Source organism: Vibrio sp. A11, assembly GCF_013048705.1.
Lineage (GTDB): Bacteria > Pseudomonadota > Gammaproteobacteria > Enterobacterales > Vibrionaceae > Vibrio > Vibrio metschnikovii.
In genome coordinates, this window is the sequence record NZ_VHSI01000008.1 from 104883 (window position 1) to 123135 (window position 18253).

The 18253-nt window shown below is 42.7% G+C and carries 15 protein-coding genes; 10 read left to right on the forward strand and 5 right to left on the reverse strand.

Translation table 11 applies throughout. The annotated features are described in order from the left end of the window. Positions 1–11: 11 nt before the first annotated feature. From FKQ60_RS10130 to FKQ60_RS10150, 5 genes are all read right to left on the reverse strand, one after another. Positions 12–377 carry a four helix bundle protein gene (locus tag FKQ60_RS10130; RefSeq protein ID WP_170906442.1) on the reverse strand — a complete coding sequence of 122 codons (366 nt, stop codon included), beginning with the start codon at positions 375–377 and terminating at the stop codon, positions 12–14. Positions 378–440: 63 nt separating this feature from the next. Then, entirely contained in the window at positions 441–1586 is a 1146-nt protein-coding gene (locus FKQ60_RS10135; protein ID WP_170906443.1) for a dTDP-glucose 4,6-dehydratase, read from the reverse strand. Between the two features lie 153 nt (positions 1587–1739). Next, complete coding sequence (locus FKQ60_RS10140) at positions 1740–2729, reverse strand: Wzz/FepE/Etk N-terminal domain-containing protein (protein ID WP_249374290.1); 990 nt, start codon at positions 2727–2729, stop codon at positions 1740–1742. A 152-nt stretch (positions 2730–2881) separates the two neighbouring features. Beyond that, positions 2882–5452 carry an SLBB domain-containing protein gene (locus FKQ60_RS10145; protein WP_170906445.1) on the reverse strand — a complete coding sequence of 857 codons (2571 nt, stop codon included), beginning with the start codon at positions 5450–5452 and terminating at the stop codon, positions 2882–2884. A gap of 61 nt (positions 5453–5513) precedes the next feature. Next, positions 5514–6050: an outer membrane beta-barrel protein gene (locus tag FKQ60_RS10150; RefSeq protein ID WP_170906446.1), complete on the reverse strand. Its 537-nt coding sequence runs from the start codon at positions 6048–6050 to the stop codon at positions 5514–5516. A 507-nt stretch (positions 6051–6557) separates the two neighbouring features. Between FKQ60_RS10150 and FKQ60_RS10155 the strand changes: the two genes are divergently transcribed. The 10 genes from FKQ60_RS10155 to FKQ60_RS10200 all read left to right on the forward strand — a co-directional run bounded on the left by FKQ60_RS10155 (position 6558) and on the right by FKQ60_RS10200 (position 18245). Then, the gene (locus FKQ60_RS10155; protein ID WP_170904916.1) at positions 6558–6845 is read left to right on the forward strand and encodes a hypothetical protein; all 288 of its coding nucleotides are present in this window, start codon (positions 6558–6560) and stop codon (positions 6843–6845) included. A gap of 175 nt (positions 6846–7020) precedes the next feature. Further along, on the forward strand, positions 7021–7695 hold the full coding sequence (locus FKQ60_RS10160; RefSeq protein WP_170904915.1) for a YjbF family lipoprotein: 675 nt from the start codon (positions 7021–7023) through the stop codon (positions 7693–7695). Between the two features lie 3 nt (positions 7696–7698). Beyond that, positions 7699–8523: a capsule biosynthesis GfcC D2 domain-containing protein gene (locus tag FKQ60_RS10165; RefSeq protein ID WP_170906447.1), complete on the forward strand. Its 825-nt coding sequence runs from the start codon at positions 7699–7701 to the stop codon at positions 8521–8523. A 2-nt stretch (positions 8524–8525) separates the two neighbouring features. Continuing rightward, entirely contained in the window at positions 8526–10688 is a 2163-nt protein-coding gene (locus tag FKQ60_RS10170; protein WP_170906448.1) for a YjbH domain-containing protein, read from the forward strand. A gap of 212 nt (positions 10689–10900) precedes the next feature. Continuing rightward, entirely contained in the window at positions 10901–12448 is a 1548-nt protein-coding gene (locus tag FKQ60_RS10175; protein WP_170906449.1) for a hypothetical protein, read from the forward strand. Positions 12449–12590: 142 nt separating this feature from the next. Beyond that, complete coding sequence (gene rfaD, locus FKQ60_RS10180) at positions 12591–13532, forward strand: ADP-glyceromanno-heptose 6-epimerase (protein ID WP_170906450.1); 942 nt, start codon at positions 12591–12593, stop codon at positions 13530–13532. Positions 13533–13554: 22 nt separating this feature from the next. After that, positions 13555–14721, forward strand: a complete 1167-nt coding sequence (locus FKQ60_RS10185; protein ID WP_170906451.1) for a nucleotide sugar dehydrogenase — start codon at positions 13555–13557, stop codon at positions 14719–14721. A gap of 207 nt (positions 14722–14928) precedes the next feature. After that, on the forward strand, positions 14929–15891 hold the full coding sequence (gene lpxM, locus FKQ60_RS10190) for a lauroyl-Kdo(2)-lipid IV(A) myristoyltransferase (protein WP_170906452.1): 963 nt from the start codon (positions 14929–14931) through the stop codon (positions 15889–15891). Between the two features lie 470 nt (positions 15892–16361). Next, positions 16362–17081, forward strand: a complete 720-nt coding sequence (locus FKQ60_RS10195; RefSeq protein ID WP_170906453.1) for an O-antigen ligase family protein — start codon at positions 16362–16364, stop codon at positions 17079–17081. 90 nt (positions 17082–17171) lie between these two features. Beyond that, positions 17172–18245: a glycosyltransferase family 9 protein gene (locus tag FKQ60_RS10200; protein WP_170906454.1), complete on the forward strand. Its 1074-nt coding sequence runs from the start codon at positions 17172–17174 to the stop codon at positions 18243–18245. The last annotated feature ends 8 nt before the right edge of the window (positions 18246–18253 follow it).

Consider the following 18253-nt stretch of genomic DNA (forward strand, 5'->3'; position numbering starts at 1 on the left):
AATAGCTTGGTTTACTGCTTTTGAGTTTGCTGGGCGGTTTTAACAATGCTGGTAAGCATTTTTATCAGCTCTTCACTCTGAGTGAGTAAGGTTACAACATGTTCATCTTTCTGATTTAAGTAATCGGTTTGACACAACAGCTTTAACCAATAATGGGTTTCTCTGGCTTCTTTACTAGCAATCGACATTTTTGCAATAAAGTCTGCATGACTTTGTGCGGCTTGCGCTTCATTGATATTGGCACCAATTGATGTACCCGATCGTAATAGTTGTTTAGTCAGCACATATTCTTTATGTGTTTTAACTAAATATTGGTTTAGCTTGACGATTCGAACCGCAAATTGAAACGCTTTGTCCAACACCAGATTCGAGCTCATCCACTCCCCCAACATTCAGCATTATCAGCTAACCATTACCAATTAAACATTCACCATTAATCATTAACAACTACCGAGCCGTTCACGTTGATAGCTACCATCTTGCACATTTTGGCACCATTGTTGGTTATCTAGATACCATTGCACGGTTTTTAGCAGTCCGGTTTCAAACGTTTCAAGTGGCGTCCAACCAAGTTCTTTTTGCATTTTACTTGCATCAATCGCATAGCGTCTATCATGCCCAGGACGATCTTTAACATGAGTGATTAATGATGCATGTTGAGTGTTGACTGGGTAGCCACGCTGCTCCATCGGCACCAGTTGATCCATAATCGCACAAATGGTTTTTACCACTTCAATGTTCTGCTTCTCATTATGGCCGCCGATATTGTAGGTCTCACCCACTTTGCCTTCTGTTACCACTTTGTACAGTGCACGGGCATGGTCTTCGACATACAGCCAATCACGAATTTGATTACCCTGACCATAAACCGGTAATGGCTTACCTTCTAAGGCATTTAAGATCACCAGCGGAATCAGCTTCTCAGGGAAATGGTACGGGCCATAGTTATTTGAGCAGTTGGTAACTATGGTGGGTAAACCATAAGTACGTAGCCACGCGCGAACTAAATGATCAGAGGAAGCTTTAGAGGCTGAATACGGGCTTGATGGCGCATAAGCGGTAGTTTCAGTAAACAGAGGCAGATGTGGCAATGTTGAATTGTCTTGAGTTAATTCACCATTCACCATTAAACATTCATCATTATTCTCAACTTCATCTGGATGTGGCAAGTCACCATACACTTCATCAGTCGAGATATGATGAAAACGAAACGCGGCTTTGCACTCTTCTTCTAAGCCATTCCAATAACTACGGGTGGCTTCTAATAGCGTATAAGTACCAACAATATTAGTTTCAATGAAAGCAGCAGGACCATCAATAGAACGGTCAACATGAGACTCAGCAGCTAGGTGCATGACTGCATCCGGTTGATGCAAGGCAAAGACACGATCCAGTTCAGCGCGGTTACAAATATCGACTTGTTCGAAAGCATAGCGTTCACTGTCTGCAACTAACGCTAACGATTCTAGATTACCTGCGTAGGTCAACTTATCAAGGTTAACCACACTATCTTGGGTATTTTGAATAATATGGCGAATAACCGCGGAGCCAATAAAGCCCGCGCCACCGGTGACAAGAATTTTCATTATTAATCCTATAAGACTTAAGAGCGGGCTGCGCCCTGCTAGAGCGTCGCTACGCGACTTCGAGAAGCTAGACTCTATAAAGGCGTAAACTCAGCTCTAGATTCTATAAAAGCGTAAAACCCATTCTAGACTCTAGCAGGCCTTTAGGCCGCTCTAGCTTCTCGGCTCAAGCGCCTCAACTTCATCTTCTCTTCTAAACGCAAACCTTACTAATACAATCGCTACGCCAAGCATACCGCCGAGTAGCGTGCCTAACACAAAAATCAGCGCGCGTTTCGGGCCATCTTTTAGCTCTGGCACGACTGCTGGGTCAATCAGCTTAAATACAAACTCATCTTGCGCTTCCGCCAACATCAGGGTTTTGGTTTGCTCTTCAATCAGCGAATAAAAAGTCGCTTGCATGGCGGCAATGGAGGTGCGTTGCAGCTGTTCTTGCAGATAAGCGAGGTTTCTAGTGGCCTCAGTAATGGTGCGCTGACGCATCACTTGGTTAATATCATCCACCAATAAACTCACCCACTGCTGGGCAATATAAGGGGAAAGATGAGTAATACTTACCGTATATAAACCAGTATCGCGACTGGAATTGACGCTAAACATGTCTTTAAAGGCTTGAATAGCTTCTTGAGCAGTGGGCTTAGCGCCACGCAAGCCTTGCGGTTCACGTAACCAAGTTTGAGTTTGCGAGTCGTAAACTTCTTGATTAATCACTAGCTGGTTATTATCTGCATCCCATTCTTTGCTGGCCATTAACGGCACCCAGAGATTGTGCTTATCAATAAAGTATTCTAAAAACTGACGCGATTGCATCACTTGGGCAGCTAACTCAGTTTGCGTGATTTGTCCGCTACCCAAATTAACGCCCCCTAATGCGGCTAGGCCACCCAGTTGGCCTGCCATCCGCGAGAGACCGCCCCCTTCTCCGCTGTCTGCCGGAGCCAATAAAGCATCGGCTTTATAAGTATTAGGTTGGCTAAGGGCGTAAAACACCGCACCCACGGCAAAGATAAAGGTGGTGGCGATGATGATCCATTTGCCTTTCCAGAGGGCGATGAAGAGTTCGCGTAAGTCGATTTCGTCTTCGTGCCGCGGCAGCGGCGCGAATTGCGCATCTGGTTGGTATGGTGGGTTGTTTTGGGTCATTTGTGTGTTCATAGGTTCTTCAGGTTTAGGGTCTGGTGAAGAAAGAGCGGGCTGCGCCCTGCTAGAGCGTCGCTGCGCGACTGCGAGAAGCTAGATTCTAGCAGGCCGTTAGGCCGCTCTAGTAAGTTGCGTTAGCAACGCTCTCGTGTCTATTACTTCAACGCATTTACCGCTACACCGGTTTGATACAAGATTTGCGTTGCGGCGGTCCAAACATTAAGCGCGTCGCGGTAATCGGTATCCACTGGGACGACAATCGTATCACCTGGGTTTAACGTTTCATTGCGGCGACCGAACCAGAAACTGGTGTTGGGGGTAAAGACCGAGCCGTCAGCACGGACCACAAAAATACGCCCCTCATCCGCTTGCTTCTTAATACCACCGGCGCGGTTGATGTAATCTTTCACGGTTAAACTTGGGTCGAGTAAGTAGGTGATCCCCACTTGTACTTCACCCATGATCGAAATGGTATTACGGAACTTAGGCACGTATAAAAAGTCACCATCTTCGAGCATAAAATTGGCACTTGGCTGACCAGCAATCACTTCATCGAGTTGCACTACCATACGCCCTAGGGCACGACTTTTGGTCGCTTCTTCAATAAAGGCTAAGGTTTTATCTGGATTAGATATTACACTTGAAACACGACTATCGGCATTAAAGCTTTTTTTGGCGACTTCGCGGCGCATATCTGCCGCGTATTGAGTGAGCAGTTTTTGCTCTTGCAAACGCAATGCTTCACGGGTAAACACTGCACCTTGTGGGTGAGCAAACTCGGTTAAGCCACCAGCCCGCTCAATCACTTGCGCTAAGGTATCCCCAGGCAGCACGGTATAATTGCCCGGGAAGCGAACTTCACCTTGCAAAGTGATGGTATTTTGCTGGCGGACATCTGGTCGTTCAAATACGCTTAGCCTATCTCGTGGCTTAACGACCACTTGATAATCCCCATTAAGCACGGCGGTTAAGTTAACTTGCTCAATATTGGCTCGGTTATCCGCTTGGTTAATCGCTGCGCGGGTTAGCTCAGCACGGGCACTGTAAGCATTGGCGGTTAAGCCACCAGCAGCAGTAAGTAAGCTGTTTAAATCATGCTGTTGAGTTATCGGGTAACGACCTGGGTAACGTAGTTCACCCACTAGCTCAACAATTGGTGCTGGCTCGCCGTAACGTGCTTGTTGTTGTAAGCGAAACAGTACAGGGGCTAATAGCGCACGACGTGAATTGGTGGCTTGGTTACTATCTATAACTAACTGGGCACTGATCTCTTGTTTATCTTGACGAGCTTGACGCTGAGCTTGATCTAAAGATTGAATGGTTTCTTCTGTGGTGCCGTTATCGCGATCAACACCATTACGGCTAAAAATAATCAGTTGATCGCCATTATTAAGCGAGAGATTATTTGTTCCTGCAGGATTGAGTAACGCATCCGCTAGGCTAAATTGTAAAACTTTAATGTCACGTTGATGATTAATTTCTCTAACCACCAGCGCATAATCTAAATCAGCCGTTGGATTAAAAGCGCTGTCTTGAGATTGAAAGACGTCGCTAATAGTCATGCCATCACGCCACTCGAGCAATCCTGGATGACTGACATCCCCTATCACTTGTATTACATTAGTTAAAGGATTAGTGCGGGTGGCAACCGTAAGAATATCACCGCGACGAGCAGGTTGATTGAGTACACGGATATCGGTCAAATTGAGGTCAATCAGTTCGACACTTTCTCCTGACAATAAACGTTTAACTTGACTACGCTCAGCAAACGCATTGATACGCAATCCGCCTGCCATGGCGATTAAATCTTGATAGGTTTCTCCCGACTTGATCTCATATATAGCAGGACGTTGCACTTGTCCTTCAATGGTTACCACATCGGCTACCGGAGCAATCCAAACCACATCGCCCGGCAGTAGGCGGACATCACTGCTGGTATCGCCTTTCAGTAACAGATCGTACATATCTAAAATTTGCACGACTTGACCATCACGTTTAAGCTGAACGTTACGTAATGCACCACTGTTGTTAAAACCACCACTGTGATAAATCGCTTGTGATAGGGTAGTTAAAGCACTCACGGTATAAGCACCAGGTTTATGTGCTTCACCCATTACAAAGATCTGCATACTACGTAATTGGCCTAAAGTGATATCGCTACGCACACCGATCATTTGCTCTTGAACGCGTTGCGTAATGCTAGCTCTCACATCACTAAAAGCTAACCCTGCCACAGAGATAGGGCCTAAAGTAGGAAAATTGATCACCCCTTCTCGGTTAACCAACAACCGATGAGTAACATTCACTTTACCAAACAGTTGCACGACAATTTCATCTCCAGGGCCGACAGGATAATCACTGGGTACAGGGGAGTCATTCGTCGGAGCAAAGGTAGAAGGCGAAGAGGCAAATAAACCCAAGCCAAAGCGCTTTAAACCATTCGCTTTGCCATTATTTTCTTTGTTTTTATTCAGCTCATCATCTTCTGAGTCTCTTGGTTCTTGCGTTGCAGCCTCTTCTAGCTGACTAGGTGACTCGCTATTTGTCGCTTGTGCTTGTGCCTGCGATAAATCAACACCAAATTGATCCGCTAGCGCTTGTTGCTGACTGGCTGGAAGATTTTGAAACATGTTGATCTGTGCTGGCGTTGGACCTTGAGCAATAGCTTGGCTAGCTAATAAACAAAGTAATAGCGGCGCAAAAAGGGTAAAGCGTCCTTTAAACATGGCAGTTTCCGATGGTTGAATAGGTCTTTGTTTTGAGGTCTGAGTATTGAGATTCTAGTTTTTAGAACTTAAATTGAATACCCAGCTGAAGTGCGCTTAAACGAACGTCATCACCATGCAAATAGTTAATCCACTCACTGGTGATGGCACTGGTTGAGCTCAATGCATAGTGAACCCCCAAACCAAAACTTATGCTGTCGTCATAATGTGATTGATTGCGATAATCAGCACTCACATAGCTGTAACCGCCAAGGGCATAAACTGAAGTACGAGGAGTTACGGGGATATTAGCTTTGATAAAGGCACTTGATAGGCTGTCAATGGCTAAACCTGCATCACGCTTAACACTCGCCGCGTGGCGGGCTTCAATAGCAAGATAATCATTGAAAAAATAACCAATTTGCGCTTGTGCTAAAAGGGGAGAAGCTTCTTGCCAAGTGTGGCTACGAAACTCACTACTACTATAGAGGCCGTTAAAACCGAAGTAAGTATCAGCATGAGCAGATGCGCCAGCAAAACAGGTTGCAAGTGCTAAAAGAGGGGGAATGCATCGGCCTGACGTTAGGGCGCTAATGCCTGAAATATAGGTGTTTGCCATGATATTTAAATAACTCTTATTGGTAAATGAACCTTGTGGTTCTATACTTTATTATTGCTTGGCTTTGATTGCCAAGTCTGAGTTAGCAACAAAAGATGACTGAACATCATATTGCTTCATTTTTAGGCATGCTACCGCCCTACGCTGTCACACGCATTCCGGGCAATCATTGTAATTAGTTTGAAAACCTTGTTGCCAACCTTAAACAGAAAATGAAAGCCAGATTTACTGCTGCTAATTAAAGCATTAGGTTGGAACAATTAATTCAGCGCAGGATTACATCACAAACTGGCGTTGATAAGCAAACACTTCCCAACCAACAAAACGTGACAAACCTCACACTAAAAGCAATCATCAAGCTCATGAATGGTTATTTTATCAACTAAATTATCATTAACAGGTATTGTGTTTACAAATGCTTTTTTTTGTACTTACAATGGGCGCGGAATGCCTGTCATTTCATAACATCGATGTTATTTTAACCATTAAAGATCCATGGAGAAACTTATGAAAAAAACAGCAATGGTTTTGCTGGCAACATTTGCAATGGCACAAGGTGCAATTGCAGCTGAAACAGTAGGAGCCGTAGGCGGCACAACAGGGACAACCACAACAGCAACGACAGCAACCGCAGGCGCGGGTTCTGCAGGCGCAGCAGCTGGTAGCGCAGCAGCGGCTGGCGGCGTGGCAGCAAGCACGGCAGCAGCAGTAATGGCAGCAGCAGTAGCAGTCGCCGCTGTTGCAGCAAGCGATAACGATACTGTTACGACTACGTCTTTGGTTAAACCAAAATAACGAATTTAGTTCGTATAGCATCATTCAAAGCCGCTTGACGCGGCTTTTTTATACATAAATTCATTCAACTTTACTTAGATATGTATAAGCTATATGACTTTCCCTCTGATATTGTTGATTAACTCACCATATTATCGTTATTCTCTATCAACTTGCCTGTCTTAAGGATTGTGATATGCGCTTAGCCCATCACGGCTTGCTTATTGTTACGCTTGCGCTCAGCGGCTGTGCGCCGCAAACTCAACATATTTCAGAAACACTCTCAGTAGCCCTATTTGGGGTCAGTGATGAACGAGCTACCGTGGATTACGCCCAAACGCTGCCTTATGCGTCTTTATTTGCTAGCTTAGATAACGCGCCTCATGCTTTGTTAGTGTTAGCTTGGGATGAGCCCGGTCAACATAACGCGCTGGCTTTAAAATGGATTTCTGCTCAGCAAGAGCTCATTGTTACTGAAGCTGGGCGGATTACCAAAACGGTTAATGTGGTGGTCGGTAATATTCAGCACCTCTACGCCAATCAACCCGACCCACTGAGTCAAAATCTATTGCTCGATAGCACACCGAAAACTTGGCGTTATCAATTGAGCTGGCAAGATACTCAGCGCCATCAGCAACCCGCGGTTTCGACGTTTATTATTCATCCGCAACAAGAAAAAACCTTACCTAATGGCACTCAATCACTGATTTGGGTCGAGGAGCAAATTTCATTGCCACTGACCAAGCAACGCTATACCAATCACTATTGGCTCGACCCAACGAACGGCAAAGTGATTGCCAGTGAACAGCGTTTGGGACCAAACGGGTCTCAACTGGCCTTATCCATTGCTAAACCTTTTGCAGGAGAATAAACCATGCGCTTTGCGTTATTGTTCGTGCCATTCTGGCTTCTGGTTAGTCAATCTAGTTTGGCAAGCACACCGGTTTCTCATCCTATATCAGGCTCTCGTAGCAATGATTCAACCTTTAGCGCACAAGTGGCTATCTCAACCGCTCCACCGATGCTTAATTTGGTTGCTGAAGGTCCCGTACGTTTAGAGGCGATGATGATGGAGGCGCTGCACGCCCAGCAACCCATCTTAAGTACCTTACGGGTCGATTGGCAACGCGCTGCCCTATTTACGCTCAATGCGCCTTTTACTCATCAAGCGCAAGTATTAAAACAACTAGCCCTGCAACAAGACAATATCTCGGCGGATCAAGCCCGAGCTTGGGAGCAATTGCGCAGCCAATTACAACGCCGTGAATTTGCTCAGCGTGAGTTTATCCCTCTTGATCCAGATGTGATTCGTGTTGTTGATCGACATAATCCATTATTGAAGGGACATTTTGCTCTTCACTTACCGCTGCTCAGCGACCAAGCGAGTGTCTCGGTATGGGGAGCGATTAACGAGCCAACCCGTTTTGAGTGGCAAGCCAATTTCAGTGCTAAAGATTATGCCCAGCAAGCACAGTGGATAAACCCGAGATTAAGTACTGTAGTAGTGATTCAGCCGAACGGCGATGTGCAATCTCACCCGGTTGGCTATTGGCACTCGCAGTCTCTACCCGTTCAACCTGGTGCGATTATCTACGTTCCCTTCACACGCAGCCTGCTCGCTTCTCTGTCACGCTCAGAGTTAGATCAAACCAATCAGCAAGTGGTTGAATTGCTTCGCCACCTTTTGCCCAATGAGTAACCATGATGATGTTAACTAACGGTTTCTTTAAATATTTAAGCTACACCGGTGTCTTATTGCTGGCCCTCCCTGCCACCGCACATCAGTATACACAATCGAATTTTGGTGGCACTGGATTAATGCAAATGCCCAGCGCGCGCATGCAGCCGGAAGGGGAATTTAGCGTTGGCTTTAACCATAACGATGTCTATGATTTCTATACCGTTTCTGTCCAGCTTTTTCCATGGTTAGAAACCACCGCTCGTTACGCCCAAGCGCACGACCTGTTGTATAGCGAAGACCCCTCTTTTAGCGGCAATACCAAATACACCGATAAATCGTTTGATATGAAGGTGCGCCTGCTAGAAGAGAGCTATTGGCTACCTCAAATTTCCGTTGGCTTTCAAGATTTTGCAGGTACAGGACTGTTCGATGGTGAATACCTAGCAGCCAGTAAACGCTGGGGACCACTTGATTTCACTCTTGGGGTGGGCTGGGGCTATCTTGGTAATCGAGCGAATTTACGTGGCGATAAATCGTTATCTGTAGACTGTGGCCGAGACACTAACTATAAAGCGAATGGGGGCAGTTTTGATGTAGAACGCATGTTTACCGGCTGCATGGCTCTGTTTGGTGGCATTGAATATCAGACTCCTTATCAGCCGTTGACCTTAAAAATCGAATACGATGGTAATGATTATCGCAGTGATTTTCCGGTTGAAAGGGGCAAAATCTCAATGACCCAATCAACGCCATGGAATGTTGGGCTTAATTATGCGATGACCGATTGGGCCAGTGTGCGCCTTAGTTATGAGCGCGGTAATACGCTTAATCTAGGGGTGAGACTGCACAGTAATTTCTCTTATATCAAACCATTGTGGCTTGATGAACCTAAACCCGCTTATCAACCAAATCAACCTCGCACTCAGCTCAGCAATGAAGAGTGGCAAGCCTTGACCGAAGAAGTGGCTCAAGTTGCCGGTTATCAATCGGTAAGGCTCTACCAAAGTGATAACGCGGTGACAGTGGCAGGCGAGCAAAAGCGCTATCGAGATCGCCAAGAAGCTCATGAACGAGTGGCGCGCGTTGTGCTTAATAGTGGCATTGATACCGATGAACTGCGGATCATTGAAACGCGTAATCAACAGCCATTAACTGAAGTCGTCATTAACCGTGAGCAAGCTCATCAAGTGCTGAACCAAGCCTATATTGGTAGCCATATTGGTGATGCCAGCACACTGCAAGAGCCTTCGCCGATTGTCGGCGAACAACATACGCATCAAGATAAAGCATGGGACTTTGGACTCGCGCCAGTATTGCAACAATCGTTTGGTGGCTCTGAAAATTTTTATCTGTATGCGATTGGTGTGCGCGCCGATGCCAGTTGGCGCTTAAATGATCACTGGCTACTGTCTGGCAGCTTATACGGCAATATTTACGATAACTACGACAAATTTAACTATACCGTGCCACCCGATGGTACCGATTTAAAACGCGTTCGTACACTCGGTCGAGAGTATTTAGAAGACACGATACGAGTTAACCATGCTCAGTTAACTTACTTTGATAACTTAGGTCGTGGTGTGTATAACCAGTTCTATGGTGGTTATTTAGAAAACATGTTTGCTGGTGTCGGAACCGAATGGCTCTATCGACCACTTAATGACAACTGGGCATTTGGGGTTGATATTAACTACGTCGCACAGCGGGAAGCGGGATCCGCCTTTGGGATTTACCGTGATGAAACTCATTACGATAAAACATTTGACCGAGACTATCGAGTGCAAACCGGTACTGCCACTGGCCATGCCACATTATATTGGCAGCCGCAATTTTGGTCGTTACTGGATAACAGCTTATTAAAAATCAGTACTGGACGTTATTTGGCAGAAGATATTGGCGTGACCGTCGAGTTTTCTAAGCAGTTTGCCAGTGGCGTGATTGTCGGCGCTTTCGCGGCAAAAACCGACCTCTCTGCTGATGAATTTGGTGAAGGAAGCTTTACTAAAGGCTTTTATATCTCAGTCCCACTAGAGATGATGACCGCTAAACATAATACCAACCGCGCGGCGATCAGTTGGATGCCAATTCAACGCGATGGTGGGCAAATGCTCTCTCGCCAACATGGTTTATTTGGTATGACTGACGCAAGAAGCCCGTGGTATGAAAAGCCGGTGAGTCGATAGAAGGTTCTAGGTTCTAGGTTCTAGGTTCTAGGTTCTAGGTTCTAGGCTCTAGGTTCTAGGAGGCTATAAGCTCTAGGGTTGCTTTTCCTAGGACCTGCTCTTCCTAGAGCCTAGGTCCTAGGTCCTAAGATCTTTTCATGGCCCGATTTTTGCTTTATTTTCATCAATGAGATTCAGCAACGTCAATTGGCGACATTCAGAGACTTCATACAATGCAAAAACAAATTATAACCAGCGCTATCGCCCTTACTCTATTCGGCTGCGGCGGCGGAGAGAGCGGCAACTCTGGCAACCCAACGCCACCACCGGTAAAAAATTATACGATTAGTTTTTTGGGTACTGATTTTCAAGCTACTACGGGTAACTGCCAAATTTTTGGGTATGGCCCTGAAAAAGAAAATGGATCACGCGATAAAATTATTGCCTATCCCCTTGAACCCACAAAAGACTACAGCGTGATTATTCACAATCATGACGGAAGCGTACGGAAGATATTTGAAAATACAAATTTATCATCAAATAAGTTGAGTTTTGCCCAAAATGAAATTCCTAACGATGGTTACGTAAGCTTTGCTAAATTTAATACTAACGGTATTAGTCATGTCACAACTTTTGCAAAAGTCCTACTGCCTGATTCATTTTTTGTATATACCGATCAAGCTAAAAGACCAAGCGATCCATGCTTAGGTTCCAGCAATGCTAATCCAGTAAAACGTGAAGTCGCTGGATTTATCACACCAAAATCAGCTGGTATAAAGCATCAATATTCGGGATTTAATACGGTATATCAAGATCTAAACGCAGATTTAGCGGAAAATTATTTACAAGATAAGTCTGGTGAGGACGAAATAGAGTTTGTAAGCCAGCAGCTCCCCTTACTCGCTATCACTTATAAAACAACTGAATCAGGTAACCAACTTCTTCCACCAAGAAGCTTTAAATTTATCGATTTTAATCAAAGAGGTACCAAAGGCAACTCAATACGACTCGATAATCAAGAAAATCTCATAATCGACTATAATAATGATGCAACATTGACTAGTGATTTAGTTATTAAAAATGCCTTATTATTTGTCAACGGCAAGCAGCAATTAGCACGTGCTAATTATGCTTATTTATGGCAGCCACTAATCAAAGATGGCATTGTTATAAATGATAAATTTAGTTATGCAGAGAGAGTTGGTGATGACAATTACTATCTCTATTTAGAGGGGAAACAAGATCTCCCTAACGCTTTCACCTACTGGGGGGTAACACACGTTGTTCAAGGCACAGTCAATAAGGGGGCCAGCCTTGATGCAGATAAAGTGTTCGACCGGATACCAGAAGCAAATCGGCCTACACTCAATAAGTGTACTACTGACCCTCAGCGCCAATGCTTAACCATTAATACTGGGAGTTTATCAGCAGCAGAGGGCGCTCAGCGAGTATCATTAAGCGCAACACTTACTATAGACTCAACCAGATCCCTAAGGCAGGTACTTTATACACCTATTCAATCAACACTACCGATATTGAAGTTTAATAATACGGATATTGATGAGGGTTTAGAGCAAAAAGCTACAAGCGTCTCCTTTATGGTTAGTGAATCACCTGAAGTAAAAGAAGCCTTTTTATATCAACATCAGAACTTAGCAAAACCAAGTCTGTCAGATCTCTCGGTTGATTTTATTCCACTCCTCAAAAACATCGCTGCCCAGCAAGATCAACAAGACTTGCTTAAGCGCCAACCTTATACGTGGGTATGGTTAGAAGAATAAAAGAAATAGAGATCTAGAATCTAGAATCTAGAATCTAGGATCTAGGGCCTATGAACCTAGGTCCCAGATTCCTAAACCTTCCCCACCTCCCCCTTTCCTGCTACTATTTTGTGAGACTTTTTAGCATAAGGTAGAACAGGTTATGATCATCGTCACTGGCGGTGCTGGCATGATTGGCAGCAATATTATCAAGGCCCTGAATGAACGCGGCATTAGCGATATTTTAGTGGTAGACCATTTGAAAAATGGCCGCAAGTTCAAGAACTTAGTTGACTTAAACATTGCCGACTATATGGATCGTGATGATTTTCTGACCCAGATTATGGCTGGGGATGATTTTGGTCCGATTGATGCTGTATTTCATGAAGGTGCGTGCTCTGCGACGACCGAGTGGGATGGCAAATATGTGATGCTCAATAACTATGAATACTCTAAAGAGCTACTGCATTACTGCCTCGACCGTGAAATCCCATTCCTTTATGCTTCCTCGGCGGCAACCTATGGCGATACCGATACCTTTATTGAAGAGCCACAATATGAAGGTGCATTAAACGTTTACGGTTATTCCAAGCAGCAATTTGATAACTATGTCCGCCGCCTATGGCAAGACGCTGCCGAGCATAAAGAGAAGCTCTCGCAAATTACTGGCTTTCGTTACTTTAACGTCTACGGCCCACGTGAGCAGCACAAAGGTTCAATGGCCTCGGTCGCTTTTCACTTAAATAATCAAATGAACGCTGGGAAAAATCCAAAACTGTTTGCGGGTAGCGAACACTTTAAACGTGATTTTGTTTATGTTGGCGACGTTGCAGCGGTCAATTTATGGTTTATGGACAGTGGCGTATCAGGCATTTTTAACTGCGGTACCGGTCATGCTGAATCGTTCAACGAAGTCGCCAATGCCGTCATTAAGCATCACGGTAAAGGGCAAGTAGAAACCATTCCCTTCCCTGAACATCTAAAAGGCGCTTACCAAGAATATACGCAAGCAGATTTAACCAAATTACGCGCCGCGGGTTGTGATGTGACGTTCAAAACCGTTGCTGAAGGTGTCGCTGAGTATATGGCGATCATTAATCATTAATTTGTTGAGAGAGGATGATACTGTGAAAATAGCCGTTGCAGGAACAGGCTACGTGGGCTTATCAAACGCCATGTTACTCGCTCAACACAATCAGGTGGTTGCCGTTGATATCATTAAAGAAAAAGTCGCAATGCTTAACCAAAAGCAATCGCCCATTGTTGACCACGAAATTGAGGATTTTCTGCGTAACAAAAATCTTAATTTTGTTGCCACTCTTGATAAAGTCGAAGCTTATCAAGACGCTGATTTTGTGATTATTGCCACGCCAACAGATTATGACCCAACGACCAACTACTTCAATACCGCCTCTGTTGAAGCGGTGATTCGTGATGTGATGGCGATAAATCCTAATGCGGTGATGGTCATTAAATCTACCGTTCCGGTTGGTTATACAGAACAGGCTAAACAGCAGTTCCAATGTGAGAATATTCTCTTTTCACCTGAATTTTTGCGTGAAGGAAAAGCCTTATACGATAATTTGTATCCCTCTCGCATTATTGTCGGTGAGCAGAGTGAGCGGGCGCAGGTGTTTGCCAATCTATTATTGGCAGGAGCGATCAAAGATCAGGTTCCTGTACTGTTGACCAATTCTACTGAAGCCGAAGCGGTAAAATTGTTCTCCAATACCTATCTGGCGATGCGTGTGGCTTATTTTAATGAACTCGATACTTATGCTGAAGTGCATGGCTTAGATAGCCGACAAATTATTGAAGGGGTTGGATTGGATCCGCGAATTGGTAACCACTACAACAACCCTTCGTTTGGTTATGGCGGCTATTGTCTACCCAAAGATACCAAACAGCTCTTAGCCAATTATCAAGCGGTGCCGAATAATATTATTGGCGCGATTGTCGATGCCAACCGTACTCGCAAAGACTTTATTGCCGATTCAATACTAAAACGTAATCCCAAGGTGGTTGGTATCTATCGGCTGATCATGAAAACAGGATCGGATAATTTCCGCGCTTCAAGTATTCAAGGGATCATGAAACGCTTAAAAGCCAAAGGAATTGAAGTGATTGTCTATGAGCCGGTACTCAAAGAGAGTCATTTCTTCCATTCACAAGTGATCAACGATTTAAATGCGTTTAAGCAAGCGGCTGATGTGATTGTCTCTAACCGTATGACCGATGATCTTAAAGATTGTGCTAGTAAAGTGTATACCCGTGATTTGTTCGGAAGTGATTAGTCTCTAGTGCTATTTAGCCTCTACTTCTACTCTTGCATAGTCGTGGTGTAACAATTGCGCCGCGACCATCACGGCGCCTTTTATATCGTAACGTTATAGATAGCATTGCCTATCATTTTGTTAGATTGTTTCTGTTCCGTACTGTAGGGAGCTGCTATACTTTTCTGATAATTCAAACAATATTCTCGTTTTTATACTGGGTAGTTTATGTCTTTACCGCGCAATGACTTTGATCAATACGCCTATAATCCTAAGTTTCAATGGCGTTTTTTTCACCCTCGTTACTGGGGAACATGGCTAGCGATCCTCATCGCTTGTCTGATCAGTTTTCTACCTACCAGCTTTAAACGTACCATCGCCCACGGACTTGCTCGTTTGGCCGTTAACGTGAAAAGTAAAGCCAATAACCGCGCCAGAGTGAATTTGGCGATGTGCTTTCCAGATAAAACGGAGTCTGAACGTGAAGCTATTCTGAGCAAAATGTACGTCACTTCAACGATGTTTTTGATGAGTTTTGCTTCGACAACACTCAGAAGTAAACAGTGGCTAGAAAAACAAACGACCGTGCGTGGTTTGGAGCATGTTGAACAGGTACTAGCAAAGGGTGAGAACGTGATTCTTCTCGTTCCCCACACTTGGTCAATTGATATTCCGGCCATTTTGCTTGCTTCACGTGGATTACCAGTTTCAGCAATGGCAAAAAGCCAGAGCAATCTACTCTCCGATTGGTTGATGCATAAACAGCGTGTGCAATACGGTGGGCGAGTTTACGATCGTAGCGTCGGCATTAAGCCATTTATAAAATCGGTTCGTAAAGACGGTTATTTAGGCTACTACTTACCCGATGAAGATTTAGGCCGTGAGCACAGTGTGTTTGTCGATTTTTTTGCCACTCAAAAAGCGACCATTGCTGGGCTGGGCCGCATATCAAGCCTTAGTAAAGCGAAAATTGTTCCTCTTTTCGCGATGTTTAACACTGACACCGGGAGTTATGAACTGGATTTTTATCCCCCCCTGCCATTCCCAACAGGTGATGAACAACAAGACGCACGAATGATGAATGAGTGTATTGAAGCGTATGTCACCGAACGTCCAGAGCAATATATGTGGATTTTACGTTTGTTAAAAACACGCCCTGAGAGTGACATTAACCCATATAGTAAAGTATAATTATGTCTTCGAGATTAAAAAAAATAACAGACCTACTGGTACTTCTACCTTTTATTTATATATTTTCTATCATATCGATTACAGAAAGTTCAAGTAAGATACTAGTAACCACAGTCATTATTTCATTTATTTTTTATATATCTAAAGATATCGCAAGTTTAAAAAATCAGTTTTTAGAAAACATAAAGTCTCCTTTTTTCTGGGTTATAATTTCATTTACACTTTATATTGTTATATTGTATAAAAATCATGATGTAAGCAATCGTGAAATAAGAACCTTACTCTGTCTATCCTTTCTTGTTTTTTATTTCCCCTTTCACTTAATAAATAGGAAAATATTTACAGTTCTTTGCATTGTTGGGTCATCGATAATTTTCATTAATAGTATTTACTATCTCTTTCAATCAGGCTACATTCGCTGGGCCGGAGCACTAAACCCTATCCCTTACGCGACAATATGTGCAACATTTTTGTTACTAAACACTTATTTGCTTATTAATGAAAAAAATAAATTATTAAAATATATTTTATCACTTTCTATTTTATTTAGCCTTACTTCAATCCTTCTCACACAATCAAGAGGAGTATGGATTGCTATTATTTTTTCAATATTAGTATTATTAAAAGATGAAATACCTAAAGTATCAAAGAGGGCTTTGCTTATTATCTTAGGTATTATCATTCTTCTATTTTCAGCTAACGGTAATGTAATAAAAGAAAGAATGCAGCAAAGTGCTATAGAAATTGAAAGAATAAATAATGGCGATCTAAATTCATCTTTTGGCCTTAGAATACAAATGTGGAAAGCATCACCAAAATTAATCAAAGATAACATTTTTTTTGGATTGGGAAGACATCACTCAGAAAAAATGAGTGAATTGTATGAAAACAAAGAAATTTCTCAAACTCTATATAAATATAACACTGTACATTATCATAACCAGTTTATTGACATTATAGTTAGATATGGAATATTTGGATTTTTATTTATAATAGGGTTATTAGTTACTCCTATTGTTTTATCTAAGAGATATAAACCTATAGAGAAAAAAGCCATTTATTCTATTGTTTTATTATTTATTATATCAGGTTTAACTGACGTACCTTTTTTCCACAGTCAAAGTTTGTTAATTTATATTTCTTCAATTTTCTTCCTAGATAAAATCGGCAGAAGAGAAATTGGACACTAGAAAATGACAAACACTATTATTTGACATTTTAAAAAGTAAATAAAAATATAATTATTAAACCCACTTTTAGATAAAACTGGATAATCGTTCATGATAAGAAAACTTAAAAATATAAACAGGGCATTTAGAAACCTTAGAAAAAAAATAACCCTAAACTATTACTGTCTACAATATGATAAATTACCAAACCCAGTGATAAACCTAAAAGATGCTCGTTCTATTGCTTTACTTCGTTGGGATAATAAACTTGGTGATGCTATCATGAGTGGAATATTCATTAACGCATTAAAAATGACTCGCCCTGATATCGAAGTCTCAGTTATTACCCCACAATTTTGCGGTAACTGGTATAAAAAATCGATGCAATGTCATGTGATCTCGTGCGAAAAAAGAAGTATTAAAACGGCTCGTTCCTTTCGAAAACTAAAAGGGAGGTTTGATGTTGTCATTGACTTAGGAACTAGTTTTGATTTTAAAGAGTTATTAGCTATTCATGAACTAGGAGCCCAATATAACATTGGATATAATAAAGAGTCTCATCCTATATATAATGTTTGCTTACCTAAAAATAGTATTCATTTTAGGGATCGCTACCTCACGGCAGCAAAATTATTTGCCAATGAATTCGTAGAACCGTCAATACCATTAATCCCATTTTCTAAGAAAAATATTTTGATATCAAAAGATAGAGTCAATGTGGCACTCAATTTTTTTGGTTCAAGTAAGTACCGTCAATTTTCAAAAGTAGAAGCTATAAAATTCATTGCCCGCTGGCTAGAAGATTTCCCCAATGATGTTCTATATCTTATACCTGTACCTGATAAAATTTCGTTTTTACAAGACTTACTCAAAGAGTGTAATAGTGAACGAGTCATTCTTTTAACCGAATCAGCGTCACTCGAATTTTCATTACAACTACTCAGCCAAGTGGATCTTTGCGTGACTCCAGACACCTCTGTCGTTCATATGGCTAGTGCTCTGAATACACCAGTTTTAGCAATATACGCTGATAATCATCAAAATTTTCAAGAATGGCATCCACTATCAGAGCAATCTCAAGTGCTATTTAATCATCCGACTCATAACAAAAATGATCGAATATATGTCCACGAGTTCGACTGGTCTGACTTAAAAGCAAAACGAGAAGCAATGATCTTCAAATAAATAGAAAC

What these genes read in the sequence shown, in the direction of transcription:
- FKQ60_RS10130 (WP_170906442.1), bottom strand. Translation starts at nt 377, where the DNA reads ATGAGCTCGAATCTGGTGTTGGACAAAGCGTTTCAATTTGCGGTTCGA.
- FKQ60_RS10135 (WP_170906443.1), bottom strand. Translation starts at nt 1,586, where the DNA reads ATGAAAATTCTTGTCACCGGTGGCGCGGGCTTTATTGGCTCCGCGGTT.
- FKQ60_RS10140 (WP_249374290.1), bottom strand. Translation starts at nt 2,729, where the DNA reads ATGACCCAAAACAACCCACCATACCAACCAGATGCGCAATTCGCGCCG.
- FKQ60_RS10145 (WP_170906445.1), bottom strand. Translation starts at nt 5,452, where the DNA reads ATGTTTAAAGGACGCTTTACCCTTTTTGCGCCGCTATTACTTTGTTTA.
- FKQ60_RS10150 (WP_170906446.1), bottom strand. Translation starts at nt 6,050, where the DNA reads ATGGCAAACACCTATATTTCAGGCATTAGCGCCCTAACGTCAGGCCGA.
- FKQ60_RS10155 (WP_170904916.1), top strand. Translation starts at nt 6,558, where the DNA reads ATGAAAAAAACAGCAATGGTTTTGCTGGCAACATTTGCAATGGCACAA.
- FKQ60_RS10160 (WP_170904915.1), top strand. Translation starts at nt 7,021, where the DNA reads ATGCGCTTAGCCCATCACGGCTTGCTTATTGTTACGCTTGCGCTCAGC.
- FKQ60_RS10165 (WP_170906447.1), top strand. Translation starts at nt 7,699, where the DNA reads ATGCGCTTTGCGTTATTGTTCGTGCCATTCTGGCTTCTGGTTAGTCAA.
- FKQ60_RS10170 (WP_170906448.1), top strand. Translation starts at nt 8,526, where the DNA reads ATGATGATGTTAACTAACGGTTTCTTTAAATATTTAAGCTACACCGGT.
- FKQ60_RS10175 (WP_170906449.1), top strand. Translation starts at nt 10,901, where the DNA reads ATGCAAAAACAAATTATAACCAGCGCTATCGCCCTTACTCTATTCGGC.
- rfaD (WP_170906450.1), top strand. Translation starts at nt 12,591, where the DNA reads ATGATCATCGTCACTGGCGGTGCTGGCATGATTGGCAGCAATATTATC.
- lpxM (WP_170906452.1), top strand. Translation starts at nt 14,929, where the DNA reads ATGTCTTTACCGCGCAATGACTTTGATCAATACGCCTATAATCCTAAG.
- FKQ60_RS10200 (WP_170906454.1), top strand. Translation starts at nt 17,172, where the DNA reads ATGATAAGAAAACTTAAAAATATAAACAGGGCATTTAGAAACCTTAGA.